This window comes from Streptomyces sp. NBC_00483 (assembly GCF_036013745.1).
GTDB lineage: Bacteria > Actinomycetota > Actinomycetes > Streptomycetales > Streptomycetaceae > Streptomyces.
This window is the reverse complement of record NZ_CP107880.1, coordinates 702,646-728,678: the sequence shown is the minus strand read 5'-3', so window position 1 is coordinate 728,678 and position 26,033 is coordinate 702,646. Positions and strand designations below refer to the sequence as shown.

General features: G+C 71.7%; 23 protein-coding genes and 1 pseudogene. 9 read left to right on the top strand and 15 right to left on the bottom strand.

Annotated features, from left to right (window positions below; genetic code table 11):
- The first annotated feature begins 93 nt into the window (after window positions 1–93).
- The 3 genes and pseudogenes from OHA73_RS03055 to OHA73_RS03045 all read left to right on the top strand — a co-directional run.
- Window positions 94–1,656 carry an acyl-CoA synthetase gene (locus OHA73_RS03055; RefSeq protein ID WP_327654063.1) on the top strand — a complete coding sequence of 521 codons (1,563 nt, stop codon included), beginning with the start codon at window positions 94–96 and terminating at the stop codon, window positions 1,654–1,656.
- Window positions 1,653–2,678 (top strand): phosphotransferase family protein, encoded by a 1,026-nt coding sequence (locus tag OHA73_RS03050; protein WP_327654062.1) that lies wholly within the window; start codon window positions 1,653–1,655, stop codon window positions 2,676–2,678. The genes OHA73_RS03055 and OHA73_RS03050 overlap by 4 nt, the downstream gene beginning before the upstream one ends.
- Before the next feature lie 56 nt (window positions 2,679–2,734).
- Window positions 2,735–2,926: pseudogene (locus OHA73_RS03045) on the top strand (aldo/keto reductase); the annotation flags it as partial.
- Window positions 2,927–2,949: 23 nt separating this feature from the next.
- Here OHA73_RS03045 and OHA73_RS03040 read toward each other — a convergent pair.
- The 7 genes from OHA73_RS03040 to OHA73_RS03010 form a co-directional block, all read right to left on the bottom strand.
- Complete coding sequence (locus tag OHA73_RS03040; RefSeq protein ID WP_327654061.1) at window positions 2,950–3,876, bottom strand: enoyl-CoA hydratase-related protein; 927 nt, start codon at window positions 3,874–3,876, stop codon at window positions 2,950–2,952.
- 51 nt (window positions 3,877–3,927) lie between these two features.
- Entirely contained in the window at window positions 3,928–4,758 is an 831-nt protein-coding gene (locus OHA73_RS03035) for a crotonase/enoyl-CoA hydratase family protein (protein WP_327654060.1), read from the bottom strand.
- Between the two features lie 44 nt (window positions 4,759–4,802).
- Complete coding sequence (locus tag OHA73_RS03030) at window positions 4,803–6,161, bottom strand: phosphotransferase family protein (protein WP_327654059.1); 1,359 nt, start codon at window positions 6,159–6,161, stop codon at window positions 4,803–4,805.
- The gene (locus tag OHA73_RS03025; protein ID WP_327654058.1) at window positions 6,158–7,351 is read right to left on the bottom strand and encodes an acyl-CoA dehydrogenase family protein; all 1,194 of its coding nucleotides are present in this window, start codon (window positions 7,349–7,351) and stop codon (window positions 6,158–6,160) included. Before OHA73_RS03025 ends, OHA73_RS03030 begins: the two co-directional genes overlap by 4 nt.
- A 43-nt stretch (window positions 7,352–7,394) precedes the next feature.
- The gene (locus tag OHA73_RS03020) at window positions 7,395–9,035 is read right to left on the bottom strand and encodes an AMP-binding protein (protein WP_327654057.1); all 1,641 of its coding nucleotides are present in this window, start codon (window positions 9,033–9,035) and stop codon (window positions 7,395–7,397) included.
- A gap of 205 nt (window positions 9,036–9,240) precedes the next feature.
- Complete coding sequence (locus OHA73_RS03015; RefSeq protein ID WP_327654056.1) at window positions 9,241–11,013, bottom strand: PP2C family protein-serine/threonine phosphatase; 1,773 nt, start codon at window positions 11,011–11,013, stop codon at window positions 9,241–9,243.
- A gap of 120 nt (window positions 11,014–11,133) precedes the next feature.
- Complete coding sequence (locus tag OHA73_RS03010; RefSeq protein WP_327654055.1) at window positions 11,134–11,934, bottom strand: triphosphoribosyl-dephospho-CoA synthase; 801 nt, start codon at window positions 11,932–11,934, stop codon at window positions 11,134–11,136.
- A gap of 143 nt (window positions 11,935–12,077) precedes the next feature.
- Here OHA73_RS03010 and OHA73_RS03005 point away from each other — a divergent pair, with 143 nt between their 5' ends.
- The 3 genes from OHA73_RS03005 to OHA73_RS02995 all read left to right on the top strand — a co-directional run bounded on the left by OHA73_RS03005 (window position 12,078) and on the right by OHA73_RS02995 (window position 14,800).
- Complete coding sequence (locus OHA73_RS03005; RefSeq protein ID WP_327654054.1) at window positions 12,078–13,025, top strand: PIG-L deacetylase family protein; 948 nt, start codon at window positions 12,078–12,080, stop codon at window positions 13,023–13,025.
- Between the two features lie 261 nt (window positions 13,026–13,286).
- On the top strand, window positions 13,287–14,645 hold the full coding sequence (locus OHA73_RS03000) for an ATP-grasp domain-containing protein (RefSeq protein WP_327658392.1): 1,359 nt from the start codon (window positions 13,287–13,289) through the stop codon (window positions 14,643–14,645).
- Complete coding sequence (locus OHA73_RS02995) at window positions 14,642–14,800, top strand: hypothetical protein (RefSeq protein ID WP_267072259.1); 159 nt, start codon at window positions 14,642–14,644, stop codon at window positions 14,798–14,800. The genes OHA73_RS03000 and OHA73_RS02995 overlap by 4 nt, the downstream gene beginning before the upstream one ends.
- 16 nt (window positions 14,801–14,816) lie before the next feature.
- Here OHA73_RS02995 and OHA73_RS02990 read toward each other — a convergent pair whose 3' ends face one another.
- The 4 genes from OHA73_RS02990 to OHA73_RS02975 form a co-directional block, all read right to left on the bottom strand.
- Window positions 14,817–15,344: a cupin domain-containing protein gene (locus OHA73_RS02990; RefSeq protein ID WP_267072260.1), complete on the bottom strand. Its 528-nt coding sequence runs from the start codon at window positions 15,342–15,344 to the stop codon at window positions 14,817–14,819.
- 108 nt (window positions 15,345–15,452) lie between these two features.
- The gene (locus tag OHA73_RS02985) at window positions 15,453–16,943 is read right to left on the bottom strand and encodes a UDP-N-acetylmuramoyl-L-alanyl-D-glutamate--2,6-diaminopimelate ligase (RefSeq protein WP_266719154.1); all 1,491 of its coding nucleotides are present in this window, start codon (window positions 16,941–16,943) and stop codon (window positions 15,453–15,455) included.
- A 917-nt stretch (window positions 16,944–17,860) separates the two neighbouring features.
- Window positions 17,861–18,058, bottom strand: coding sequence for a hypothetical protein (locus tag OHA73_RS02980; protein WP_267072261.1), 198 nt, complete (start codon window positions 18,056–18,058; stop codon window positions 17,861–17,863).
- Window positions 18,059–18,146: 88 nt separating this feature from the next.
- Window positions 18,147–18,518, bottom strand: coding sequence for a DUF3592 domain-containing protein (locus tag OHA73_RS02975; RefSeq protein ID WP_443063023.1), 372 nt, complete (start codon window positions 18,516–18,518; stop codon window positions 18,147–18,149).
- A gap of 183 nt (window positions 18,519–18,701) precedes the next feature.
- On the opposite strand from OHA73_RS02975, the gene OHA73_RS02970 reads away from it, so the two are divergent.
- Window positions 18,702–20,357, top strand: coding sequence for a tetratricopeptide repeat protein (locus OHA73_RS02970; protein ID WP_327654053.1), 1,656 nt, complete (start codon window positions 18,702–18,704; stop codon window positions 20,355–20,357).
- On the opposite strand, the gene OHA73_RS02965 is transcribed toward OHA73_RS02970, so the two are convergent.
- From OHA73_RS02965 to OHA73_RS02955, 3 genes are all read right to left on the bottom strand, one after another.
- Window positions 20,329–21,093 carry a hypothetical protein gene (locus tag OHA73_RS02965; RefSeq protein WP_266717675.1) on the bottom strand — a complete coding sequence of 255 codons (765 nt, stop codon included), beginning with the start codon at window positions 21,091–21,093 and terminating at the stop codon, window positions 20,329–20,331. The two genes, OHA73_RS02970 and OHA73_RS02965, sit on opposite strands and share 29 nt — an antisense overlap.
- 100 nt (window positions 21,094–21,193) lie before the next feature.
- A complete protein-coding gene (locus OHA73_RS02960; RefSeq protein ID WP_266717677.1) occupies window positions 21,194–21,907 on the bottom strand; it encodes a TetR/AcrR family transcriptional regulator in 714 nt (237 codons plus the stop codon).
- Window positions 21,908–21,937: 30 nt separating this feature from the next.
- Window positions 21,938–23,143: a serine hydrolase domain-containing protein gene (locus OHA73_RS02955; RefSeq protein ID WP_266717679.1), complete on the bottom strand. Its 1,206-nt coding sequence runs from the start codon at window positions 23,141–23,143 to the stop codon at window positions 21,938–21,940.
- 254 nt (window positions 23,144–23,397) lie between these two features.
- Between OHA73_RS02955 and OHA73_RS02950 the strand changes: the two genes are divergently transcribed.
- Window positions 23,398–23,619: a hypothetical protein gene (locus OHA73_RS02950; protein WP_266717681.1), complete on the top strand. Its 222-nt coding sequence runs from the start codon at window positions 23,398–23,400 to the stop codon at window positions 23,617–23,619.
- A 2-nt stretch (window positions 23,620–23,621) separates the two neighbouring features.
- Here the strand turns inward: OHA73_RS02950 and OHA73_RS02945 are convergent, their stop codons facing one another.
- Window positions 23,622–24,314: a DUF899 domain-containing protein gene (locus OHA73_RS02945; protein ID WP_266717683.1), complete on the bottom strand. Its 693-nt coding sequence runs from the start codon at window positions 24,312–24,314 to the stop codon at window positions 23,622–23,624.
- Between the two features lie 184 nt (window positions 24,315–24,498).
- Between OHA73_RS02945 and OHA73_RS02940 the strand changes: the two genes are divergently transcribed.
- Window positions 24,499–26,013, top strand: coding sequence for a hypothetical protein (locus OHA73_RS02940; protein WP_327654052.1), 1,515 nt, complete (start codon window positions 24,499–24,501; stop codon window positions 26,011–26,013).
- Window positions 26,014–26,033 lie beyond the last annotated feature (20 nt).

Here is a 26,033-nt window from a genome sequence, read left to right as displayed (position 1 = left end):
ATTCATTCCGTCGTACGTCTTGCTGCCGCCTCGCGGGGTGACTTAGAAAGAGTCCACGGCCACCGGCGTCCACGTCCATGCGAAAGGCGTCCCGTGTATCCAGGTGCCCATGCCCAGACCGATCCGCAGCGCCCCGCCGTCATCATGGCGTCGACCGGCGAACAGCTGACGTACGGGGAGCTGGACGAACGCTCCGTCCGGCTCGCCCATGTGTTCCGGGAGGCGGGCCTGCGCCGCGGCGACGTGGTCGCCCTGCTGACCGACAACTCGATCCACGCGTACGAGGTCTACTGGGCGGCGGTCCGCTCCGGCCTCTACATCACCCTCGTCAACCACCATCTGTCCGCGCCCGAGATCGCGTACATCGTGGGCGACTCCGGCGCCGCCGCGCTGGTCGTCTCGGACGCCCTGGCCGATCTGGCGCGGGACGTCGCGGGCCTGATCCCCGCCACCGTGCGTGTACGGCTCGCCTACGGCGGGAGCGTCGACGGGTACGAGGACTACGCGGCCGCGCTCGCGGGGGCGTCCGCCGAGCCGCCGGCCGACCAGCCGCGCGGCGCCGACCTGCTCTACTCCTCCGGGACCACCGGCCGCCCCAAGGGCATCCGCCCCGAGCTGCCGGACCGCCAGGTCGGCGAGCCGGGCGACACGCTCGTCGAACTGCTGCGCCTGTTCTACGGCTTCGACAAGGACGCGGTGTACCTGTCGCCCGCGCCCGTCTACCACGCGGCGCCGCTGCGCTACGGCGCCTCCGTGCACGCGCTCGGCGGGACGGTCGTCATGATGGAGCGCTTCGACCCCGAGGACGCGCTGCGCGCCATCGAGCGCTACCGCATCACGCACAGCCAATGGGTGCCGACCCACTTCATCCGCCTGCTGCGGCTGCCCGAGAAGGTCCGCACCGCCTACGACCTCTCCAGCCACAAGATCGTCGTGCACGCCGCCGCGCCCTGCCCGCCGGACGTCAAGCGCGCGATGATCGACTGGTGGGGGCCGAAGCTGTACGAGTATTACTCCGCCACCGAGGGCATCGGCATGACGCTGATCACCTCCGAGGAGTGGCTGACCAAGCCGGGTTCGGTGGGCCGGCCCATCCTCGGGCAGCCGCGGATCTGCGACGACGAGGGGCGGGTGCTGGCCGCGGGGGAGACCGGCACGGTCTACTTCGCGCGGGAGGGTGACGGCACTTTCGAGTACCTCGGCGACGCCGACAAGACCAAGGGCGCCCAACACCCGGAGCACACGGACTGGGTGACGCTCGGAGACGTGGGCCATCTCGACGAGGACGGCTACCTCTTCCTCACCGACCGCAAGACCTTCATGATCATCTCGGGTGGGGTGAACATCTACCCGCAGGAGATCGAGAACATCCTCGCCCTGCACCCCGACATCACCGATGTCGCGGTGATCGGTGTCCCCGACCCGGAGATGGGCGAGGCGGTCAAGGCGGTGGCGCAGCCCGCGCCGGGCGTGACACCGGGCCCCGGCCTGGAGGAGCGCCTGATCGCGTACGTACGGGAACGGATCGCGCACTACAAGGCACCGCGCAGCGTCGACTTCGTGGACGAACTGCCGCGCACACCAACGGGCAAGCTGGTCAAGGGAAAACTCAAGGCACGCTACGCGCAGCCGGCCGAGCGACAGGGCCGGGCATGACGACGGCAGGCGTCGAGCCCGCGGTGGCCGAGTGGGTGGCCGCACACGTCCCCGGCGTCGTCCCTCCGCTCACCTTCGACCTCGTGTCCGGCGGCCGCTCGAACCTCACCTACCGGGTGACCGACGCGAGCGGCACGGTGCGGGCGCTGCGCAGGCCGCCGACGGGCGGCGTCCTGAGCACCGCGCACGACATGAGCCGCGAGTGGCGCTTCCAGACCGCCCTGGCCCCCACCGCGGTACCGGTGCCCACCCCGCTCGCCTACTGTGCGGACGCCTCGGTCACCGGGGCGGAGTTCTACGTCATGGACTTCGTCGACGGCACGGTGGGCGCCGACCAGGACGCCGTACGCGACTGGCCGGAGCGGGCCCGTCGCCGGGCCGGTACGAGCCTCGTCGAGGTCCTCGCCGCGCTGCACGAGCTCGATCCCGCCGAGGTCGGCCTGGGTGACATGGCACGCCCCCGCGGCTACGTCGAACGCCAACTGCACCGCTGGCAGCGGCAGGTGCACCGCTCGGGCGCACCCGACCTGAAGCTCCTCGACACGGTGCACGACGCGCTGCTCGCCCGGGTGCCGGCGCAGCACACGGGAATCGTGCACGGCGACTTCCGCCCGGGGAACCTCTCCTTCGCGCCCGACGGCACGGTGATCGCCGTGTTCGACTGGGAACTGGCCACGCTGGGCGACCCGTTGGCCGACCTCGGCTGGCTCGTCTCGACCTGGGAGCAGCCGGGCGACATGGTCCCGCCGACGACGGCCGGACCGAGCGCCGTCCCCGGCTTCTGTAGTCGCACCGACCTGATCGACGCCTACGCGAAGGCCTCCGGCGTCGACGTGTCCCAACTGCCGTACTACGTCGCGTTCTCCCGCTGGCGCTCAGCGTGCATCGGAGCCGGGGTCGCGGCCCGCTTCGCGGCGGGCGTGATGGGCGAGAACGAACTGCCCGTCCAGGAGCTGGAACGTCAGGTACTGCGCCAGAGCGAGGCCGCGTACGAGGCGGTGGGCGACCTCGGACGGCTTTGACGGCGCTGGACACCGATCGGGGCACCGATGTTGAGGTCAACCTCCCTGTTAGCGTTGCCGTGGCGGCGGAACTCGACACCACTCCCACCCAGGTGGCTCTGGCGTGGCTCCTCGGCCACTCACCGGTCGTCCTCCCTATCCCCGGCACCGCCCGCCTGGACCACCTGGAGGAGAACGTCGCCGCGGAATCCCTCCAGCTGACCCGGGAGCAGCGCGACCGACTCGACGTGCTGTCCGAAGCGGCGTAGCGAACGCGGCACCAGAGGTGTGCTCATCGCACGTCCTCCGGCGGCTCCGGCCACGCGGGCAGGGTGTCCGCGTGGTCGGCGAGCGTCGCCGGGAACTTCGGCGGGCGCTTCTCCAGGAACGATGTGACGCCCTCGGCTGCGTCGGGCCCCTGGCCCAGGCGGACCATGGCCGCCGAGTCGAGGCGGTGCGCGTCCCACGGTGAGGCCGCGCCGAGCATCGACCACATCAGGCGGCGCGCGTGGGCGACCGAGACCGCGGAGGTGTTCTCGGCGATCTCGGCGGCCAGCGCGTACGCGGTCGGCAGGAGTTCGTCGTCCGGGACGACCCGCGAGACGAGACGCCCGGCGAGCGCCTCGGTCGCGTCGAAGAGCCGGCCGGTGGCCACCCACTCCATCGCCTGCGAGATGCCCACGACCCGCGGCAGGAACCAGCTGGACGCCGCCTCCGGGACCAGACCGCGGCGGGCGAACACGAAGCCGAAGCGGGCCGACTCCCCGGCGATCCGGATGTCGGCAGGCAGCGTCATCGTCGAACCGACGCCCACCGCGGGCCCGTTGACCGCCACGATGACCGGTTTCACGCTGGCGGCGATGCGCAGCGCCACGCACCCGCCACCGTCGCGCGGCGCGCCGTCGATGGTGCCGAAGTCCGTACGCCCGCCCTCCCGTCCGGCCGCCCGGTGGTCGAACGTGGACGCGCCGCCCGCCAGGTCGGCGCCCGCGCAGAACCCACGCCCCGCGCCGGTCACGACCACGGCCCTGACCGTGTCGTCGGCGTCGGTCACGTCGAACGCGGCGATCAGCTCCTCGGCCATGATGTGCGTGAAGGCGTTCAGCCGCTCGGGCCGGTGCAGGGTGATGGTGGCGACGTGGTCGGCGATCCGCAGCTGGATCTGCGTGAAGTCGGTGCCCACGTCGGTGGCTTCGGTGGCCCGCTGAGCGTCAGTCATGTCGTTGTCCTCAAGTCCTCAAGTCCTCAAGTCCGTAGTGCGTAAAGGGAGTCAGCTGTCGGTGAAGCGGGGTGCCCGTTTCTCGAAGCGGGCGGCCACCGCCTCGACCTGGTTCGGGCTGCCGATGAGCGCGCCGATCTCCTTCTGTTCCTCGGCGAAGCCGGTCGCGAGGTCGGTGCGGCCCGCGAGGTCGAGGAGCCGCTTGGAGGCGCGTACGGCGTGCGGGCTCTGCGCCGCGATCCGGCCCGCGGTCTCCAGCGCGGCGGCCACCGGGTCGTCCGCCGTGTAGGTGGCAAGGCCGATGCGTGCGGCCTCCTCGCCGCCCACGGTCCGGGCGGTGAAGGTCAGTTCCTTCGCCACGTCGCGGCCGACGAGCTCGGGCAGCAACTGCGTTCCCGTCATGTCGGGCACCAGGCCCCACGCCACTTCGAACACACTCAGCCGGGCATCCGGCGCGACGATGCGGATGTCGGCGCCGAGTGCGATCTGCAGCCCGCCGCCGAGTGCGTTGCCGCGCAGCGCGGCGATCACCGGCACCGGCAGCTCGGCCCAGACGTACGCGGCGCGCTGCCCGGCCGCCTGCGCGGGCCCGTCCGACGGCGGCAGCGCGGCGAGCCCCGAAAGGCGCTCCCCGTCCCGCATCGCCTGGAAGGAGGTGAAGTCGAGCCCGGCACAGAAGTCGGGCCCCGCACCGGACAACACCACGGCCCTGACGCCCTCTTCGGTCTTCAGCCGCTCGCCCGTGGCGACGAGCGCCTCGAACATGGCCGGGTCGAGCGCGTTGCGCTTCTCGGGCCGGTTGAGCCGTACGTCGGCGACGCCGTCGGTCACGGTGACCGTCACCCGCTGAGCCGTTTCGGGGGCGGTCCTTGTGCTGGTCATGCGTGTGCTCCTCGGTTCTCGTTCCTACGGGTTCGGGGCGGCGGTCACCGGGCGACCTGTGCCGCGTACGCCGGGTTGGCGACCGCCAGCTTGTCCGTGACGCCTCCTCGTACGGCTTCCAGGACCGCCGCGTCGTCCGCCGGCACGGCCCCGTCGCGGATCGCCTCCGCGAGGGCGCGGTCGTCGGCGAGGCCGAGCAGGGCCAGGCGGCGGGCGTGGGTCTCGGCCTGGGCGGGCGCGAGCAGCGCCTCGCGGCGGGCGATGGCGACGGCGTTGGCCGCCACCTTCGACAGGAAGCGCAGCCGGGGATCGCCCGCCGTCTCCTCGGTCAGGAAGGTCTGGACGGAACGCAGCAGCGCGTCGGCACCGGGCCGGTCGTGCGGGGGAGCGGCGGTGGTGTCGTCGCGGCCGGCGAGGACGTCGGGCACGGGGCCGGGTTCGGCGGCGCCGAGCGCGAGCAGCACGTCGTACTCCTGCTCGCAGACCTTGCGCCCCAACACGGCGTACTCGACGGCCTGTTCGGCGCCGGACAGGAAGCGCTCGGCCTGCATGCGGCACAGCACCGCCCAGCGGAGCGTGCCGTACACCTCCCACCAGTGCAGCTCGTTCTCGCCCGGGCGGGTACCGGCGATCTCGGCGTACCCGGCGAGCAGTTCCTCGCGCGGGCCGAAGCCGCCCACCGGCTCCGGCGACCCGAACCGCCATGCCTTGACGCACAGCCAGCCCAGGTCCTCGACGGGATCTCCGACGTGGGTGAGCTCCCAGTCGAGGACGGCGCGCACGCCCGTCTCGTCGATCATGAGATTGCCGTTGCGGAAGTCGCCGTGCACGACGCAGGCCGGGCGGACGGTCGGCGGTTGGTGATCGGCGAGCCATCGAAGACCGACTTCGAGCGCCGGACGCGGGTCGTCGAACTGGCGGTAGAGGTCGGCCAGTTGATGGAGCGGGTCCACCTCGGGCAGGTCCGGGACGGACGCGACGGGGATCGTGTGGATGCGCGCGAGGATGCGGCCGAGTTCGCGCGCCAGCTTCGGGCGCACGGCCGCGAACCGCTCGTCCCGCAGCAGACGGCGCGGGATCGTCTCACCCTCGACGTGCTCCATGAGCAGGTGGGCGCGGCCGAGAACGGTGCCATGGTCGACGAGCCGGGGCACGGGCACCCCGGCCTCGGCCGCCGCGGCCAGGACCGCGGCCTCCCGCGCCATCACCTCGGGACTCGGCTTCACCGGCGGGTCGCAGCGCAGGATCAGGGGGTGCGCGATGCCGTCGGCCGCCGTGGCGTCGAGGGAGAAGGTGTCCCGGCTGGCGCCACCGGACAGTCGCCGCCAGCCCTCGACGGCCACGGGGCCGCCCCACAACTCGGCCAGCCGGGCCCGTAGTTCCTCCCGCAACGCTTCACTCACGCGGGCAGTCCCGCCCACGGCGCCTTGCTGACATCGGCGAGCAGCTTGCGCGCGACGACCATCCGGTGCACCTCGTCGGGGCCGTCGTAGATGCGCGCGTAGCGGGCGCGCCGGTACATGGCCTCCAGCGGGGTGTCCGCGGTGACGCCCAGCGCGCCGTGCACCTGGATGGCGCGGTCGACGACGTTGTGCAGGACCTGCGCGCCCCAGAACTTCACCATGCTGATCTCCAGGCGGGCCTGCCCGTCCTGGTCGTAGCGGCGCGCCGCGTCCAGCGTCATCAGGCGGGCGGCGTGGATCTCTGCGGCCGACTCGGCGACGTAGCGCCGGATCTCACCCTTCTCGGCGAGCAACGAACCATGCGCGTAACGGGTGTTGGCCCGCTCGACCATCAACTCGAAGGCGCGCTGCGCCTGTCCGAGCCAGCGCATGCAGTGGAAGATACGGCCGGGGCCGAGCCGGCGCTGCGCGATGGTGAACCCCTCGCCGCGCTCGCCGAGGAGATGGTCGGCGGGGACCCGTACGTCGGTGAGGCGCAGTTCGCAGTGGTCGCCCTCGGTGTCGCCCATCGTCTCCAGGACGCGGGAGATCTCCAGGCCCGGTGTGCCGGCCGGGACGATGATCGCGGAGACGGCGCCGTGCGGACTCGCGGCGTCCTCGTCGGTGCGGGCGAAGACCGTGGTGAAGGCGGCCCGGCTGGCCCCGGTGGTGAACCACTTGTGGCCGTTGATCACCCACTCGTCGCCGTCGAGCACGGCCGTCGTCGCGATCCGGGTGGGGTCGGAGCCGGCCACCTCCGGCTCGGTGAGCCCGACGCTCGGGCTGATCTCGGCATTGACGAGCGGCTTCAACCAGCGCTCGCGCTGCGCCCGTGAGGCGTACAGGTCGAGCATGATGGAGTCCTGCATGGTGTACGTGCCGACCGCCAACTGGCCGTACTCGGAACGCCCGATGATCTCGTTGACGAGCGCGAACTCGTACAACGGCAATCCCTTGCCGCCGAGTTCGGCCGGATGGCCGAGGATCCACAGGTCCAGCTTCTTCGCCCGCTCCTGCAGGGCCGTGAGCGTGGCGCGGGCCTCGGGGGTGCGGCCGGCGAGCGCCTTCTCGGCGGGGATCACCTCGTCGTCGATGAAGGCGGCCATCCGGGCGCGCAGTTCCGTCAACTCTTCGTGTGTCAGGTCAGGCATGCGGATCCGTCCAGTCTGGGGTGCGGGCGTCGGGGGAGTCCGGTCAGTCGCGGGCGGACTCGCGCAGCCGCACCTTGAGCACCTTCCCGGCGGCATTGCGCGGCAGCGCCTCGATGAGGACGACCGAGGTCGGCTTCTTGTACGAGGCGAGCCGTTCGCGGCAGTGGTCGGTGATGTCCGCCTCGGTGGGCGGGTCGGCCGGGTCCTTCGGCACGACGTACGCGCGCGGGGTCTCCACCCACTCGGGGTGCGGCACGCCCACGACGGCCACCTCGGCGACCTTGGGATGCTGGTCGATGACGGCCTCGACCTCGGCGGAGTAGATGTTCTCGCCACCCGAGATGATCATGTCCTTCTTGCGGTCGACGACGTAGATGTAGCCCTCGTCGTCCATCCGGCACAGGTCACCGGAGTGGAACCAACCGCCCTCGAACGCCTCCGCGGTGGCCTCGGGGTTGTTCCAATAGCCCAGCATCAGGTTGCCGCCGCGGTAGACGATCTCGCCGACCTCGCCCACGGGCACGTCCCGCATGTCCTCGTCCACGATCCGCGCGTCCACATGGCGCACCGGCTTGCCGACGGAGCCGAGCTTGCGCACCGCGTCCTCGCCGTCGAGGTAGCAGGTCACCGAGGCCATCTCGGTCTGGCCGAAGGCGCTCCTGATGACGACACCGGGGAACGTGTCGTTCATCGCCTCCAGGACGGAGGGCGGCGCGACGGACGCGCCCCAACTCAGGCTGTTCAACACGAGCTTGCGGTCCCGGATGCCCGGCACCTCGCAGATCGCCTTCCACTGGCTGGGCACGAGGAAGCAGCCGGTGATCCGCTCCCGCTCCAGCAGGTCGACCGTCTCGGCGGCGTCGAAGCCGACGGTGGCGCCGATGACGGTGCAGGTGCCGTAGAGCATGGAGGCGACGACCGAGTCGACGCCCGCGATGTGGAACATCGGGATGTTCAACAGGCCCCGGTCGGTGGGCCTGGGCGCCTGGACCTCCGCCATGTGCAGGGTGTTCACGACCAGGTTGAGGTGGCTGAGCACGGCTCCCTTGGAGCGACCTGTGGTTCCCGAGGTGTACATCAGGAACGCCGGATCGTTCTCGTCGACGTCGACCTCGACGGGCCCTTCGCCGTACGCCTCGCGCACCGAGGTGAGGCTCTCCGTGCCCTCCGGTGGGCTGCTCACGTCCTCTCCGAGGTGCAGTACCCGGCAGTCGGAACCGGCCAGGCGCCGTGCCTCCAGGCCCAGTTCCCTCAGCGGCTCGTCGACCACGAACACGGTCGGCGTGCAGTCGCCGAGAACATGGGCCACCTCGGCGGGAACCAGGCGGAAGTTGATCGGCACGGCGATCGCGCCGAGCCGCAGCGCGGCGAACCAGACCTCCACCGTCTCCATCCGGTTGGTGGTCAGCGCGGCGACCCGGTGGCCCGGCCCGACACCACGCGCCGCGTAGGCGCGCGCGAGCCGGTTCACCCGCGCGTCGAGGGCGGCGTAGTTGATCTCCCGGTCCCGGTGGCGCAGGGCAGGGGCGGTGGGCGTACGCCGCGCCTGGCGCGCCAGTTGGTGGGCGAGCGAGAGACGGCGACCGGCCCGCAGGGAGGCGTCGGGCGAGGGGCCGGGCGGTGCGGTGGGACCTGATGTGTCGGTTGCGTCAGTGGCTTCGGTTGCGGCGGACACGGAGGACACGCGGGGCTCCCGTCGACGGCTGCCGGGCGGCCCGGGCCACCCCGGCCGCGGCGGCCTGCGGGGACCCGATCCAGGACTGATCGAACGTTAAGAGGCGCGCGGTCCTTCGACAACCCCCGCGGCGCGAAACGCGGTTGTTCCGGCCAGGTCCACCGGCGTCACGGGGGAGGGTGCTGAGCGGTCGTTAAGGCGCCGAGGTGGACCGTTAAGGCGCCGAGGCGGACATCGCGGTGCGCCGCAGGACCAGGAGCGTCGCGTCGTCGGAGCGGTGCGGACCGTCGAGCTCGCCGACGATGCGCTCGGCATACTCGTTGAGCGCCTCGTGCCCCGCGCCGGGGGCGGCACCGCCCAGGCACTCCTGTGCCGCGTCGAGGAAGCGCCGCGTATCGAGGTCGGGGTCGCTGTCGCGGCGCTCGGTCAGCCCGTCGGAGTACATCAGGACGATGTCGCCCACCCGCAAGGACACCTCCACCGCGGTGTACGGCGTACCCGGCAGAACACCCAGGGGCAGGCCGGGTCCGCCCTCGGGGTCCGGGAGTTGGCGGGCCGCACCGTCGCGCAGCAGGACCGGGCGCGGATGGCCCGCGCAGGTCCAGCGCAGCAGGCCCCGCTCCGGGTGGTAGCGGGCGATGATCGCGGTCGCGGTGGACTCGGCGCCGTCGGCGCAGGCCAACTCGTTGAGCCACTGCGTGAGTTGCTCGACCCGCTGCTCGGTGTAGGCGAGACCCGCGAGCGCGTAACGGAGTTTCGCCATGAGGGTGACCGCGGCCAGGCCGTGCCCGCGGGCGTCGCCGAGCGCGACGAGGAGACTCCCGCCGGGGAGCCTGCGCGCCTTGTACCAGTCGCCGCCGACCCCGGCCTCCCGGGCGTCGGGCCGGTACACGGTGGTGGCCTCGAGCCCGTAGGCGGCCGGCTCGTCCTGGAAGTGCGGGAGGACCGCCTCGCGCAGGACGCCGGCGACCTCGGCGACGGCCTCGGCGCGCTCGCGCTGGCGCCGTGCCTCGCGCTCCGCGCGCTCGGCGGTCGCGCGACGGCGCCGCTCGGCGGTCACGTCCGTGAGCACGGCCCGCAGCGCCCACACCAGGCTGCCGGGGGCGATCCGAACCGGCTCCGCGGTCATCCGGATCACCCGGGAACCGGCTCCGTTCATGCGCAGTTCGCAGACGCTCGTGCGTTTGCGCAGGATGACGTCGTACAGCGTCCGGTAGAGGTCGGGCAGGCTCTCCGGGGTCACGGTCGCCGCCAGCTCGGACAGCGTGGGGATGTGCGCGTGGCCGGCGAGGCCAAGGACCCGGCGGAACCCGCGCGACGGATCGACCCCGCCGTCGCCCAGGTTCCACTCCGCCCAGCAGGTGCGCACCAGCTGTTGGGCGGCCGTCGCCATGTGCAGCCGGTGGCCGCGCTCCCAGGTGATCAGGAGGTGCTCGCCGCAAGGGGCCACCCGTACCTGATCGTTGATCCGCACCGGGCCGTGCGTCGTGGTCATCACCCACTCGACCAAGGTGGGCCCCTGCGGGGCGCCCCGGCGCAGGGCCTCGGTCAGCATGTCGGGAAGCGGCGACCCGGCCAGGGACGGAAACCGCTCGAACAGCGAGGCGGGGCGACTCCACTGGGGGACACCGCCCTGCGGGAGGCGCTCGGCGACGTACTCGAGGGCCGCCGCGTTCCGGGCGACGTAGAGGGCGTCCTGGATCCGGCCGTCGTCGTCCAGGAGTGGAGCCACCAGGAGCGCAGGAACGGACAGGGCTTCGAGCACCTCACGGGCGGAGGGCGCAGGCGGCAGGGGAGTGGACGAGACGGCGGCCGTCGATTCGGCCGCATTTTGGTCCTGGTCCCGGTCCCGCCCCGGGATTTCGTCCTCGTCCTGGTACGACTCGGCGTACTTCCTGATCCGCCGTCGCTGGGCTGCCAAGAGTTCCCTGATCGACTGGAGCGCCAGGTGGGTGCGGGCGTCGGGCACCGGTGAGGTGGCGTCCATGCGGGGGGAGTGCCTCCTGTACGCGACGTGGCCGGTGCCCATCAGCCTCGGTGCCAGGGCCGGGGCGGGCCAGTCCGCGTACGCCATGCGGTGCTGTCGCTCGGGGGCCGGGACCGTGGGTCAGGCCGCGGCCGCCAGCGGGCGCTCGACGACGGAGTCCAGGAAGAGCAGCACCGTGTGCAGGGCGCCGCCGGCCGCCGGGCAGATCCCGTAGCGGAGCATCTCCTCGTCGAGCTCGGACAGCAGCCGGCTCCCTTCCTCGGTGCCGGAGCCGCCCGCGGCGAGCACGGCGGCGGCGTCCTGCCGGATCAGGCGGACCGCCAACGGGCCCTTGTCCTGTGCCACCCGGACGTCGTCGATGGACGCGATGATCGTGAGGAGCGCGTCGAGCTGCGCGGTCTCCTCGGGGACTCCCCGCTCCCGCGCCGCGCGCAGCTCCGGCAGGACGGTGGGCGCGGTGGCCAGGTGGTGCTCCTTGTCCTCGGCCGACATGGCCCGGTAGCCGTCGCGGAAGTCCCCGGTGGGTTCGACCCGCGCGTCGAGATCCAGAGCGAGGCGGCAGGCTTCGTCGGCGCTCTGTGCACCCTGCGCCCACGCGGCCGACAGCAGGCAGAGCGAGCGGGCGGCGACGTCGAGGCCGTTGAGAGAGGCGACGTAGGGCACCTGTTGCTGCGCGTCGGCGCAGGCCGCCGCGAGCCGGTCCAGGTCGGCCCCGGCCCCCGCTTCGGCGGCGGCGCGGAACGAGCCGTGCAGGCCGACACCGGCGTCGACGAGCGAGGAGAACACGGTGTTGGACGGGGTCTGCGCGGTCCGGCAATCCGGTAGTCCCGGCTTCGGCGTCAGGAACACCTCGCGGGTGAAGGCGGCGACGGCGAGATCGGCGAGACGGTCGGCGGAGGGGTTCGGATTGCTGGCGAGCATGCTCTGTCGCTTCCACTGGACGGTTCGGTCGGACGGTTCGGTGCACGGACCGGCGGCGGGCCGTGAGCAAAGGTCGTCCTGCCCGGCACGAGACGGGCAAACCGGGACCAAAGTCCCGCGCTTCGAATGAGGGGGAAGGCGGATTGCACCCACCCGCCCGGGGCGACCCCTCCGGGCTTTCCGGGGCCCACATCCTGCTGGCGGACCGTGACGACGAGGGTGCCGGGACGGCCGCCGCGGACGCGCTGCGCGCCCAGGGGGCGGCCTGCGTCCACACCGTCGGGTCGCCGGAGGCGTTCTTCGAGGTGGGGGAGCAGCCACCGCCGTCCGCGCCGGACTGGGACGTCGCCGTATGGGACACCGGACTCACCGGAAGCGACGACGGTCTGGTGGCGGCCGTGACCCGCGCCCTGCGCGAACGGCCCGACCCGGCCGAGACCGTCGAGCCGCGCAGCCGCATCCACATGCTGGTCGTCGACGCCCATCCCGACGACGTGGAGATCGGGGCCGGCGGAACCATCCACCGGCGGGCCGACGAGGGCTGGGACGTCACCATCCTGACGCTGTCCCACGGCGCCGGCGGCGGCGACCCCGACGAGCGCCGCGGGGAGGCGTACAGGGCGGCACGGGCCATGGGCGCCCGCCTGGTCATGGAGGACCTGTCCGACGGCTCCATCTCCGACGACAGCCACACCGTCAGGACCATCGAACGCACCGTGGCCGAGACCCGGCCCGACGTCGTCCTCGTCCACTCCGACAGCGACACCCACCAGGACCACCGGGCCGTCCACCGGGCCACCCCCGTGGCCTGCCGCCGTGTGCCGCGCGTGGCGTGCTACCAGTCGCCCTCCGCCACCGTCGCCTACCGGCCCAACCGCTTCGTCGGCCTGCGCGCGAGCGACCTCGAGGCGAAACTCTCCGCGATCAACGAACACCACTCCCAGGCCGCGAGCCGCTGGTACCTCGAAGAGGACCTGCTGCGCTCCACCGCCCGTTACTGGGGCCGCTTCTCACAGGCCCGCTACGCAGAACCTCTGGAGGTCATCCGCGATGCCACTCCGATCGGCTACTTCCCCGCAGACCATGACTGATCTCCCGCGGACCGGGTCTGATGTCCCGCAGACCGTGCCTGATTTCTCGCAGGCCATGTCCGAGCCGCACACCACGCCCGTCCCGGACCTCGCCGCCTCCCTCGGGCGGCCGCCCCGCGTGCTGGTGACCGGCGGCGGGCGGGCCCTCCGGCGTGTGCTTCCTGCGGGCCCTCGAAGGCTCCGCGGAGCGGTACGCCGCCGACATCGACCCCAACGGCGCGGGCCTGTACCTGGTGCCGCGCGCCTACCGGCTGCTGTTGCCTGCCTGCCTGCCTGCCTGCCTGCCTGCCTGCCTGCCACGCCCCGCACTTCGCCGAGGCCGTGCTGACCATGTGCCGCCGCTACGCCGTCGACGTCGTCGTCCCGACGGTGGGCAGCGAGCTCGTGGCTCTGGCCCGCGCCGCCGACTCCTTCGCCGAGGCCGGGGTGCGCGTGCTCGTCCCGTCCGCCGAAGGCCTGGAGACCTGCCTCGACAAGTGGCGTCTCGCCGAGGCGTGCGAGGGCAGGGTGCGCCAGCCGGTCACCCGCCTCATCGGCCCCGCCGGCGTCCCGGGCGCCGACTTCGAGGGCGGCTTCCCCGCGATCGCCAAGCCGCGCACCGGCTCCGGCTCCCGCGGCGTGACCGTCGTCGAGCGCCCCGAGGACCTCGCCCGGCTCCCGCAGGACGGCACGTATCTGCTCCAGGAGATGTTGCCGGGCACCGAATACTCCGTGAACGTGCTCACCAACGCCGACGGACGGGTGGTGGCCGCGGTGCCGCGCGCCCGCGATAAGACGGACTCCGGGATCGTCGTCGCGGGCAGCGTCCTGCACGACCCCGAACTGTCCGCGCTCACCGAGGACACGGTCACCACGTTCGAGACCCAACTCGCGCGCCGCCGCGTCGTCTTCGACGGCTTCGCCACCGTCCTCGCGGAGGAACCCGGCGACCTGGCCGGCCTGTGGAAGCAGCGCCTGCGCTGGGCCCGCGGCAACGTCCAGGTCACCCGCCGCTACAAGGACGTCTGGTTCCGGGGCCGCACCGCGCGCGGCGACCACCACCACCGGCTCGGGTCCTTCTTCTTCGGCCTGATCTGGTTCTCCCTCCTGATCACGCCCGTCCTGCTCGTGCTGTGCTCGGCGTCGCTGCTCTTCCTCTACCTCACCGACCCCGACCGCGCCTGGCCCCTGTTCCACCTCCTCTGGGTGACGAACCTGATCTGCTACCTCCTGATCACGTTCATGTCGGCCGTCATCGACCCGGATACCTTCCGCCGCAGCTGGTTCGAGGCCCTGATCTACTCCGGCGCGATCGCCACGGCGATCCTCGTGATCACAGCGCTGCCCGGCATCTTCATGCCGCTGCTGGAGCGCTCGGGGCTGCTCCCGCAGGACGACTCGATCCACCCGGTGATGCTCGCCGTCTACGCATGGCCGGCCCTCTCGATGCCGATCGCCTGGCTCGCCGAACTCCTGACCGGGACCCGGCTCCGGTGGCTGGCCCCGCCCCTGCTGCACCTGGCCGGTTACGGCTCGCTGCTGGCGGCCTGCCTGGTCGCCTCCTTCGTCCAGGAACTCCGCAACAAGCAAATGACGTGGGACAAGACCGAGAAGACCGGAAAGGTGGCGGCGGGCCGATGACGAACGACGGCCACGCCCCGGAGCGGCTCGCACAGCGCGTGCGGGACCTGACGCGCGAGGACCGCCGGAGCGATCACCGGTTGTTCTGGCTGGAGTTGGTCGCGGTGCTGCTGGTCGCGGGAGTGTTGGTGGCGCGGTGGCTGTGGCTGCTCTGAAGCCGGTGGGCGCCGGCTACTGTGCGGGCCCCGCCCCGAAGTCGAAGTCCTCCACGAAGTAGCTGTCGTGCCGGACGCGGAACTCCTTGAGCTCGTCGGGGCCGCGCTGCGACATCTCCGCGACCCGCTCGAAGTAGTCCTCGCGCGGGGCGCCGGGGGCGAAGAGCATGAGCATGGACACGGGGTCGTCGGTCGTGTTCTTGAAGGCGTGCAGACCGCCGGCCGGCACGTACAGGAAGTCTCCTTCCCGGCCCGTCACCCACTTCTTGCCGTCATAGAGCTCGAGTTCGCCGGACAGGACGTAGAAGGACTCCGACATCGCCCGGTGGAAGTGCTCCTTCGCCCCGGCGGACCGCGGCCCCAACACGCCTTTGTAGAGCCCGAATTCGCCGCCGGTCGACTCCTGTGTGGCGAGGTAACTGGTGGACCCGCCGGGCGAGGACACCTCCGGCGGGGTGTCGGCCGAGCGGAACGACGCGCTCACCTCACCCTTGTCGCCGTGGTAGCGGGGCTCGGGGTACTGCATGTTCTCGAAGTACGACATCGTGCGCTCCTTGTCGGCAGGTTCGCCACAACACTGCCCCGGAGTGGCCGGGCGCGGCATCGGGCCCGTGAATGATTGACGCGGACCGACCGGAGGAGGTCCAAAGACCTAGCTCTGCATCGCAGCGAGTTCCCGCACCGTCGCCATGTCGCTGAAGGGCAGCAGCCGTTCGCCGATGGTCTGGTACGGCTCGCTGCCCTTGCCCGCGACCAGGACGATGTCTCCCTTTTCCGCGGCGGACAGCGCGAAGTCGATGGCCCGGCGGCGGTCGGTGACCCGCTCGAACCGGGTCCCCGTCGCCCTGAGTCCGGGTGCGATCTGGTCCAGGATCCGCTCGGGGTCCTCGGTGCGCGGATTGTCGGAGGTGAGGACGCACAGGTCGGAGTGGGTTCCGGCTATCTCCCCCATCCGCGCGCGCTTGGTGACGTCCCGGTCTCCCCCGCAGCCGAAGACGGTGATGACTCGGCCGGTGGCGAAGTCGCGGATGGCGGTGAGCACCTTGTCCAGGGAGTCGGGAGAGTGCGCGTAGTCCACGATCACGGAAGTGCCGCGGGGCGTCTCGAAGCGTTCGAAGCGCCCCGGGACCGGCGGCATCCCGTCGAGCGCGGCAGCCAGCCCGTTCAGATCGTGGCCCAGCAGGTGGCAAGCGGCCACCGCGGCCAGCGCGTTGGACACCGAGAAGCGTCCGGGGACGGGGATCGCCGCGGGGTACTTGCGTCCGGCGTGGTGGAGGGTGAAGCGCGTGCCGAGCGCGTCCATGCTGAGGTCGGTGGCCCGGAAGTCCGCCTCAGTGTCGAGCGCGTACGTCGTGACAGCGCCGGGCATCATCGCCGGGATCCGGGCTCCCACCGGGTCGTCCACGTTGACCACCGCGCGCCGGCACAGCCCCTGGAACAGGCGCAGCTTGGCGTCCCGGTAGTTCTCCATGGTGCCGTGGTCGTCCAGGTGGTCCTGCGTGAGGTTGGTGAAGATGCCGACGTCGAGGAACGCGCGGTCCACCCGGTGGTTCAACAGGCCCATGGACGTGGCCTCCAGGACCACGGTGGTGACCTCGCGGTCGCGCATGCAGGCGAGCAGGTACTGGAAGTCCGGTGACTCCGGGGTGCTCAGCACCGACCTCGGCATCGGGATCAGTTCGTCGCCGATCCGGCTGCCGGCCGTCCCGATGACCCCCACCCGTGCGCCCTCGGCGAGCCGGAGCACGGACTCGACCATGTACGACACGGAGGTCTTCCCGTTGGTGCCGGTGACGGCCACCATGTCCATGTCCCGTCCGGGTTCGCTGTAGTAGCGCGAGGTGACCACCGCGGCCGCCTTACGGGTGTCGGGGACCCGCACCACACACACTCCGGCGGCCGACGCCCGCACGCCCGCCGGGAGTTCGGGCGCCGCCCGGTCGACGAGCACCGCGACGGCGCCGCGCGCCAGGGCGGGGCCGACGAGTTCGGGACCGCCCTCGACGTGGCCCGGCACCGCGATGAACAGGGAGCCGGGCGATACGCGGTGGGCATCGAAGCACGTGCCCGCGGTGATCCGCGTCTCCGAGTCGCCGAGGAGAACTTCATGGTCGTGCCCGGCCAGCAACTCGCTCAACTTCACAGGGGTCCTCTCGGAGTGCGGCGGGCCCGATGGTCCGGGCCCGCCGCCGAAGGCGACACCTACGGCACGCCGAGGGGTCGCGGGGGTGGTGTTGAGCAGACAGGAACGCGGCCCCGAGGACGGGAACGCGGGAAGGGGGGAAAGAGGGTGGGTGAGGAGCGGGCCTCGTCGCGCAGGTCAGCCGTGGCCGTGCAGGGCACGGCAGCGAACTCCGGGACCGGCGGCGCACAGCGCGCGAGGTGCCGCTCGAAGGCACTCCCTCACCGCGTATGTGCAACCCATGTTCGGAGTGTACGCCCCACCTTTCCCCCGGAGGTCCGTCCTGGTCCGGCTCCATGTCCGCCGCCTGCTTCTCAAAGTCGAGAGCCTGCTCGCGGTACCGCCGGCACACCTGGGGCATCACAAGGGCTCGGCGACGATGGTCCGGTGTACGCAGCACGGGACACGGCATGGCGACAGGGCAGCGGGAACCGCGGACAGCACCCGGGACCTGCCTCACCAGCTGCGTGTCAACTCACGCCGGCGCTCTGGCCGGTCGTGAGGCGGAGAGTGCCGAGATCACGGTGACCAGCAGGAGAAGGGCCCGTCTTCGGGCGCGCGCCCCCGCGGCCCGAGCGGCGACGAACCGTGCAGGCCAGGAAATCTCGTGACGCGGCATCTCAGGAAGATGCCGAAGACAAGAAACAAGAAGGGGGGAAGAGTTACCGCGCGCCGCAGAGGAGGGAGGGCACACGGCCGGAGGCAACTATGGCCGCAACGCATTCAGCACGGTCCATGTCTCTCGCCTCCTTCCGGGCAGGGCACGCGATGCGTGTCGACGCCGAGCGCGCCGAACGGGGCGGCAGAGAACCTGCCGCGCGAAATCCCCGGCGGCGTATCCCATCGACGCCACCGCGCCACCGGAATTTTCCCCCGGCTCATCGGGTCACCACGAGCGGATTGGCCCGTCGGGCCGCCAAGGTGAACCAGGCCGTAGTGCCGGTGTGCAGGCTGGCGTGGATCTTGTCGCCGCCCCCGGTGTCCAGGCCGTCGGACCGGGAGCAGCCGAGGAGTGGGCCGAGGACCCCTCCCGCGGCGCATGCCGCCATCAGGGCGGAGAAGGAACGGCGATTCACCACTCCACGGGGCATTCATCCATAAAACCCCATGTGCCCCGGCAGTGCCGGGAGGGAGGTGCCGCGCGTCAGTGCCGGGCGGAGCAGGTCACCCTCGGCCGAGCATGAATACGCCGCCCGCGAAGATGACGGCTCCGACGAGGGAGAAGAGGAACTGGCCGCCGGTGGCGTAGCCGTCGATGGCCATCCGCCGCGGCTTGGCCGGATCGTAGAAGACCGTGACCGGTGTGCCGGGTTGCAGCGTTGAGGACCGGCCCTTCCCGAACGAGGACCGGGACTCCACCAGGCTGCCGTCGCCGGCCCGGTACTGCACGATCGGATGGTAGGACGCCCCGTCGCTGCCGGAGCTCCTGTCCAACCGGACGACGGTGCCTGACGTTCGCGCGCCGTTGCGCCGCAGCCATCGCCTCTTGAACAGGCTCCCGGCGCCCGCGATCCCGAACACGGCACCGAATGCCATGAGAGATACCGCCGCCTCCACTGGCCCCATGAACTCTTGTCTCCTCCTCGAATGCGGTGTGCACACCTGGCGGCTCCCAGTTACGGAAGGCCCGGGAGTCCGCATCCACCTTCGCATCCTTCCTTTTCGCCTTTGCCATCGCCTCCTCCCGGTCCCGGGGGTCGTTGAGGGATCATCGGTGGCATGGGGATCGACGGTCTGAGGCGGCAGTACGACGACAACGTCCGCACGTTGGGCGAGGATCATCCGCGTACGCTCGCCGCCTGCGGAGAACTGGCCCACGCGTACTACCGGGAACGGAGCTACGTAGAGGCGTTCGGAGTGCAGGAGAGGCTCCTCGCCGGTGTGGTACGGGTCGTGGGGGTGGACGACCACGTCACCGTTTCCACGCTCGCGAACCTCGCCTCCATCTGGTTCGCCGGATGGCTCGCAGATGATCGGCCCGAACAGGCCGTGCCGCTCTATGAGTTGGCCGTGGCGGAGCGGCGACGGGTCAGCGGGGCCGACGATCCCGGCACCCTCTCCGCGCGCAACGACCTCGCCACCGCGTACCTGACGTCCGGTCGGGCCGAGCGTGCCGCCGCGGACTTCGAGCACACCCTCGCCGACTGCCTGCGCGTGCTCGGCGAGGGCCACGCGCTGACCGGGACGGTGCGCGCCAACCTCGACTCCCTCAAGGCCCTGCCGACCAGGCGTGAGCGGGACGAGAGCGGGCTGACCCGTGAGATCGCGACGGCGTTCACCGAGGTACTGGGCCTTCGTGCCACCGTGGATGGCGGTCGGGTGAGCGTGGAGATACCGGCGATCGGCGAGACGCTCGGCCTGCCCGTCTGTGACGTCAAGCGCGTCACGAGGAGCCACACGCCGATGGGTGACGCGGCGCTCGAGTTCGTGATGATCGACGGCGACGACGTCAGGCCGCTGATCGTCCTCGCCGACGACGTGGTGTTCGCCCCCGAGGACCCGGTGCGGGTGCTCCAGTCGCCGATTCCGGTGGTGATCTCGGACGCGCCGTGGCTGATCAGTCATGCCGAGACCGTCGCCGCGGCGGAGCGCTTCGCGACGGCCGCCGGGGAGCCGGGCGCGAACCTCGACACCGTCTCGGCGAGGGGCCTGTTGGTGCGCTGCGAGATCGCGGGCGCGCTCCGGTTCGGTCTGCGCTCGCTGAAGGCCGTCGCGTGGTGGCAGCGGGGCTGGGAGGCGTGCGCGGACGACTGGAGTCTGCCGCCCTTCCCGAAGGACCCGGTCTGGGACCATCTGGTGCGCTGCGGGTCCGGCCTCACCCTGGAATCGGCCGTCGCGGCACCGGACGCCCAAGACCGGGAAGCTGAACGGCAGTTGGTGGCTGTTCTCACGGTCGCGGAGTTCCGGTCGTTGGAGCCGAGGCTGCTCGTCGGCCGGCTGGACGAGGAGTTCGTCGAGATCTGGAAGTCGCTGGTGCCGATCACCCCGGCGATGTTCACCGATCTGCTCCTGGACCGGCTGACCGGGGCGCAGGCGGAGGTCGTTCTCTACCCGGACGGCGCCGGCAGTGTCGACCTGGTGCTGCGGGACGGTGGGGAGAACCGGGCCGTGCTGCAACTCCGGTTCGACTTCCGGACGAAGGACATCACCATGGACGAGGTCCGCATCGCGGCGGACGCGCGGGGGAGCGGACTGTTCCAGCGCCTGCAGTTCAACACCGAGCGGCTCGCCGGAGCCCTCGGCCTCGACGCGATCCGGATCCTGGCCACGGGCGTGGGCAGCCTCGCCTTCGCCAAGGCGGGCTTCCCACGGGACCGCGAGCTGTACGAGAAGGTGAACAAGCCGGCTACTGGGCAGGGGTCCGGCCGGGCCTAGCCACCCCCTGCTTCGGCACCAACTGCCGCCGCAGTCGCGCCATCGCGTCGGGCCCCACGGCCTCCTGCACGGAGTCCACGAGTTGTCGGCACAGGGCACCGGCGCGCGCCAGTTCGTCCTTGGCGTCGGCCAACTCGTCCCTGACGGCGGCAGCGTGGCCCGTCGCCGCGGCGCGGCTGAGGTCGCGCACCTCGCGGGCGCGTGCGGCGCGCATGCCTTCGCCGACGGCCAGGAGGTAGTCCGTACGATCGTCGGCCAGCCCGTCCGGGGCCGCGTGGACCCTGCCGACGGCGAGGACCTCGTCCAGCGCCGCCCTCGGCAGGAAGAACAGGGTCGTCGTCGACAGCGCGCTCATCGTGGCCTGGTGCTGCCACCGCGCCAGCAGGCCGGACTTCGCGTCGAGGAGCGGCGCGAGCTGCACGTAGACCTCCGCGTCGACGGTTGCCATCAGCGCCTGACACTCGACGAGGGTGCCGCGCAGCGCGCCGACCGCCTCCGCCTGCACGTTCACTAGGCGCACGAACTCCTGCGCCGTACCCGGTCCTTCGGAACCGTCGAGCAGGTCGTCGGCGAGGGCCAGCAGCCGGTCTCCGCGTACGCACAGATCCTGCAGCTCCACCGCGCAGCGCAGCAGCGCGGCCGCCACATCGGTGTCCTGCGCGGTGCGCCGGAGCGTGACGAGGCCCGTGCTGAACTGGGCGAGCAACTCCGCGAGCTTGGACAGCAATCCGAACACGGTCCGGTCTCCTTCACCCGACGCGACGATGGCCCGCGCCCCATCGTCTCCGCGCCCCATCGTCGTGGATGTTCGGCGGGCGCGGGGCCGCATTGCCTCATCAGGGCTTCTGCGGCGCCCGCATCTCCACCGCGTCGAGCAGCAGCCCGAGTACGGTCTCGAACTGGTCGTCCTCGTCCGCGTCGGCCAGATGCGGGGCGACCGACGCGAGGTGCGGATAGGCGGTCGGCGACACGGCCAGGTACTCGCGCCGCCAGGCCAGCCGGTCGCCCTCCCGGGCCGTGCTGTCCAGCGCGGCGACGGCCGCCTCCTGGGCGCCCATGGCGAGGGCGGTGTCGGCGAGCGCGCGGTAGTAGCGGGCGGCGTCACGGTCGCCGAAACCGGCCTGCCGCAGCGCGCCGATGACGAGATCCGCGCCCCGGAACTCGGCGTCGCGGCGGGAGACCCGGCCGGCCACGGCGGCGGCGACCTGCGGGTGGGTGAGGCAGGCACCGCGTACGCGACGGGCGAGGCCGGCCAGGGTCTCGCGCCAGGAGTCGGTCGGCTCGTACCCCGTGACCGCCTCCTCGATCAGCTGCTCGGCGAGCCCGAGGAGGATCTCCTCCTTGCCGGAGAAGTGGCGCAGCACGGCGGTGTGATTGGAGCCGAGCTCGGCTCCGAGGCGGCGCAGGGTGAGGGCGTCCGGGCCCTCGCGTGCGAGGAGGGCGCGGGCGGCGTCCAGGATCCGGTCCCGGTTGAGGGCGGTGGACGGTGGCCGACCGCGCCGGGCGGTTCGGGCGGCCGGCGCCGGCGTGCTGCCGCCGTGGTCTGTCATGGCGCCAATCCTATGCACCGGCCCGCCCCGTCACTCCGCCGTGGCGAGGTGGGTGACCAGGGCCGAGAGCGCCGCCACGGTCTCGGCGTCCCGGTCCGGATCCTCGGCCACGGGCCAGGCGCTCGTCTTCACCACGACGACGTCCGCCACCGGATCCACCCACAGGAACTGCCCGTAGATGCCGAGCCCGGTGAAGGCGCGGTGCTCGCCGCCGAGCGTCCACCACTGGTTCGCGTAGCCGTAGTGCGCGGGGTACAGCTCGCTGAGCGCTCCCGGCCGCAGGAACTCCTTCCCGCTCCCGCGCCCACGCTCGATCCACTCCTCCGGGACGACCTGCTCCCCGTCGACGGCCCCGCCGCGCGCCATGAGCAGCCCCACCCGGGCCATGTCCCGCACCGTCGCATTGAACGATCCGCCGCCGACGGCGGTCCGCGGGCGGCTGCGCGAGAGCCCGTAGTACGCGGCCGTCTCCGCGCCGATCCTGCTCCACAGCCGCTCGGAGGCGTACTGCGCAAGCGGCATGCCGGTGGCGGCCTCGACCACCCAGCCGAGGACCTGCGTATCGAGGGTCGAGTAGTTGAAGAACGTGCCGGGGGCCGCTCCGGTGTCGACGGAACGGACCACGTCGAGTATCGAGCCCCGCCCGGTCACGGCCCGCATCAGACGGTTGACGGGTGCCTGCGGGTCCTCGTAGTCCTCGACGCCGCCGGCCCCGCTCGTCATGTCGAGCAGATCCGCGATCGTCGGCCCGTCGAAGGCCGACCCGGCCAGTTCGGGGCAGTACGTCACCACCTTGTCGTCGAGCGAGCCCACCGTGCCCTCCGACAGGGCGATACCGAGCAGCACCGACGTCACGGACTTGGTGAGGGAGAAGAGCTGGAAGCGGCGAGCGGGCCCGCCGAACCGGCCCGGATAGCTCTCGTGCACGAGCCGCCCGCGGTGCAGGACGGCGAACCCCGTGGTGTGCGTCCGCGCGTGCAGCTCCTCCAGGGTGCGGCGCGTGCCGCGGAACTCGTACGTGAATCCGGTCGGCATGTCACCCGGTGGCAGCGGGCGCACCTGCGCGGCGGCGGGCACGGCCGCCACCGGCAGCACCGTCGACATGTGCGTGAACGTCCACTCGTTCACGGGCCGCCGGAACGCGACCTCCTCCTGGTGCCGCCACAGCCAGGCCATCCCGGCCCCGGCGGCCGCGACCGCCGTTCCGCCCACCATCCATCGCGCAGTGCGTGCCATACGTGTGCTCCCGAGGGCTCGAACCGATTTATGAACCAATGGTGACACCACTGGTTCGCCCGAGGCAATGGGATGCCGTCGTACGGGGCGCCGCGAAGGGTCACGCCTGACCGTTTCCGGAGGTCAACCGGGCACTCGGGGCCAGGACTTGGTGACCGCTCCTCACTGTCCGTGACGTCGCGGTTGGACACTCGCAGGGCGCGTCTGGCAAGGTCGCCGGTCCGATCCCGTGAAGACCCGATGGGAGGGGCGCGATGACCGAAGTGAACACGATCAGCGTCGAGGAAGCGACAGCCGTCGCCCGGCTGCGCATGAACACCACGACACTGGACATCCCCAAGGACTTCGACCGCTGGTCGCCCGACGACATGTCGGACTGGCTCGAGCAGACCGAGGACGACCCGGACGTCTCCGACACCGACTTCTACGAAGCCCAGCAGACCGTGCACCGCGTGCTCGGCGTCGAGGACGCCTGACCTCAGCCGCGCTCGCCGTACGCCGCGGCGATCTCCTGCGGTGACGCCCACCGGCTGTAGGTCGGCGACTTGGGCCAACCCGCGGGGGAGTCCTGCCATTCCTCCTGCCGGCCGTACGGCAGCAGGTCGACCAGGCCGAACAGATAGCTCAGTTGCTCGGTACCGCGGCCTTCGGTGTGCCAGGTGCGATACACGGTGTCGCCGTCGCGCAGGAACACATTGACCGCGAACCCGGCGTTCGGCGGCGCGCCGAGGTCGGCGCCGAACTCGCTGTTCGCGGTGGAGTACCAGGTCATCGTGTTGCCGACCTTGTGCCGGTACGCGAGCGCCTCGTCGATCGGCCCCTGCGTGACGATCACGAAGCGGGCGTCGAACTTCTCGAGCCCCGCGAGCCGCGTGAACTGCGACGTGAAGCCGGTGCAGCCGCCGCACTGCCACTCCGCGCCCTCGTTCCACATGTGGTGATAGACGATCAACTGCGGTTGCTCGCCGAAGACGTCGGCGAGCCGCACCGGCCCGTCCTCGCCCTCCAGTACGTAGTCGGGCAGCTCGACCATCGGCAGCCGGCGCCGCTGCGCGGCGATGGCGTCGAGCTCCCGCGTGGCTGCCTTCTCACGGACCCGCAGCGCCGCCAGTTCCTTCTCCCACGTGGCGCGGTCGACGACGGGCGGCAGGGCGTTGCCGGTGGTGGACATGGGGCCTCCGGACGGTGGGGCGCTTGCGCGCTGTTTGGCCGTTCGCAGGGGGGACTGTCCGGGGCGCCAAAAGTCATCGGTCGCACCGACCGGCTCGCAGTGGCCCGGAAGGTCTCTCGTAGGGTGCATTGGAGGCCCCGACGGTCAACGGGGCCGGTGAAGGACCGAGCACGGGGGAGTGGCATTGCGGATACGCGGACAGGGCCGGCGCTTCGGGGAGCGGGCCGCGGCACTGGTGACCGGGGCGCTGCTGGCCATGACCGGGGCGGCGGCGCCGGTCCTCGCCGCGGAGGGCCCGGACGGACAGGTCCGGCTCACGCTCGACGTGCCCGAGGAGTCCGGGCTGTACGACCCCGATGAGGGTGGCGAAGCGCGGTTCGAGGCCCCCAGAATGCTCGTGCATCCGCACGGCGGGGTGGCCCGCAATGTCGAGATCACCGTGGACGCCCGGGAGTTGAAGGACGTCGGCACGATGACTCCCGGGCATCGCTGCACGGGAGGCGACGATGTGTTCCGCTGCCGCTTCGACCCCCGCTCCCTGCGTTACGCGACGCACTTCAGCCCGTTCTACCTGCGTGGCGAGGACGGCGCCGCTCCTGGGGACGGCGGGACCGTGCACATCACCGCGCGCGCCGACAACGCTGCGACGGTGCGCGCGGACATGCGGATGGAGATCCGGCCACCGGATCTGACCTCGGCCGGGGCGGAGCGGGTGCCCGGCCTGGTCGAGCCGGGAGAGCCGGTCGTGCTGCGGCCGGGCCTCGCCAACGAGAGCCGCTGGCCGGTCGAGCGGTTCGCGCTGCGCATGAGCGCCTACGGCCGCCATCTGACAGTGGACCAGAAGTACCGCAACTGCTGGTATCCCGAGGACGGGGACGACGCCTCGGACGCGGGGCTGGCCGGGACCGAACTCGTCTGGTGCGAGTTCGACACACCACTGCCGCCGCACAGCGCCTGGCGGATCGCCCGGCCCATGACCGGCCACCTGGACGCGGACATGCCCGCGGAGAGCGCCCGCTATCAACTGCTCTACGAAGAACGGGACAAGGCGGTCTATCCGCACCGGGGGAGCGGCCCGGAGCTGACGCTCGAACGCGTTCCCACCAGTGACATCAAGACCGGTGACAACAAGAACGCCTGGGGCTCACTGATCGTGCGCGGCACCGCGCAGGTCGACTACGCGCCGGTCGTCGAGGGACCCGTCCGCGGAAGGGTCGGAGAGACCGTGACGGTGCGCATCGGCGCGCGCAACGTCAACGGGGGCAAGCTGCCCGGCGTCAACCCGGACCGCTTCGAGATCGTCCCGCCCGAGGGCACCACGATCACCGGCACGCCGTACACGGTGGACGGCGACCCCATGACGAACGCGTGCAAGCGCCCGGCCAAGGGCTCCCGCGCGTGGCGCTGCGGCCTGGGCAGTGACGCGTTCGAGCAGATCGACGGCCGCAAGGGCGCGCGCACCACCGTGACCGTCCGCCTCCGCATCGACGACGACGTGCCCGGTGCGCGCGGCACGGTCCGCGTCATCGGCAAGTACGACCGCACCCATGGCAACGACAGCGCCGCGCTGCCGACCGACATCGACGCCCGCGAGCGAACCTCCCCGCTCGTCATCGGCGGGGCGGCCGCGGGTGGTGCCGTGGTCGTGGTGGGAGGTCTGGTGCTGGCACGCCGGTACCGGAGGAACCGGCGCGCCTGAGAGCCGCGCGTACGATCCAC

Excerpts from the sequence above, each read along its gene's own strand:
- OHA73_RS02960 (WP_266717677.1), bottom strand. The coding sequence starts at position 21,907 with ATGACAGACCACGGCGGCAGCACGCCGGCGCCGGCCGCCCGAACCGCC.
- OHA73_RS02975 (WP_443063023.1), bottom strand. The coding sequence starts at position 18,518 with ATGGCATTCGGTGCCGTGTTCGGGATCGCGGGCGCCGGGAGCCTGTTC.
- OHA73_RS03050 (WP_327654062.1), top strand. The coding sequence starts at position 1,653 with ATGACGACGGCAGGCGTCGAGCCCGCGGTGGCCGAGTGGGTGGCCGCA.
- OHA73_RS02955 (WP_266717679.1), bottom strand. The coding sequence starts at position 23,143 with ATGGCACGCACTGCGCGATGGATGGTGGGCGGAACGGCGGTCGCGGCC.
- OHA73_RS03025 (WP_327654058.1), bottom strand. The coding sequence starts at position 7,351 with ATGCCTGACCTGACACACGAAGAGTTGACGGAACTGCGCGCCCGGATG.
- OHA73_RS03035 (WP_327654060.1), bottom strand. The coding sequence starts at position 4,758 with ATGACCAGCACAAGGACCGCCCCCGAAACGGCTCAGCGGGTGACGGTC.
- OHA73_RS03010 (WP_327654055.1), bottom strand. The coding sequence starts at position 11,934 with ATGCTCGCCAGCAATCCGAACCCCTCCGCCGACCGTCTCGCCGATCTC.
- OHA73_RS02990 (WP_267072260.1), bottom strand. The coding sequence starts at position 15,344 with ATGTCGTACTTCGAGAACATGCAGTACCCCGAGCCCCGCTACCACGGC.
- OHA73_RS02945 (WP_266717683.1), bottom strand. The coding sequence starts at position 24,314 with ATGTCCACCACCGGCAACGCCCTGCCGCCCGTCGTCGACCGCGCCACG.
- OHA73_RS03040 (WP_327654061.1), bottom strand. The coding sequence starts at position 3,876 with ATGACTGACGCTCAGCGGGCCACCGAAGCCACCGACGTGGGCACCGAC.
- OHA73_RS03015 (WP_327654056.1), bottom strand. The coding sequence starts at position 11,013 with ATGGACGCCACCTCACCGGTGCCCGACGCCCGCACCCACCTGGCGCTC.
- OHA73_RS02950 (WP_266717681.1), top strand. The coding sequence starts at position 23,398 with ATGACCGAAGTGAACACGATCAGCGTCGAGGAAGCGACAGCCGTCGCC.
- OHA73_RS02995 (WP_267072259.1), top strand. The coding sequence starts at position 14,642 with ATGACGAACGACGGCCACGCCCCGGAGCGGCTCGCACAGCGCGTGCGG.
- OHA73_RS02970 (WP_327654053.1), top strand. The coding sequence starts at position 18,702 with ATGGGGATCGACGGTCTGAGGCGGCAGTACGACGACAACGTCCGCACG.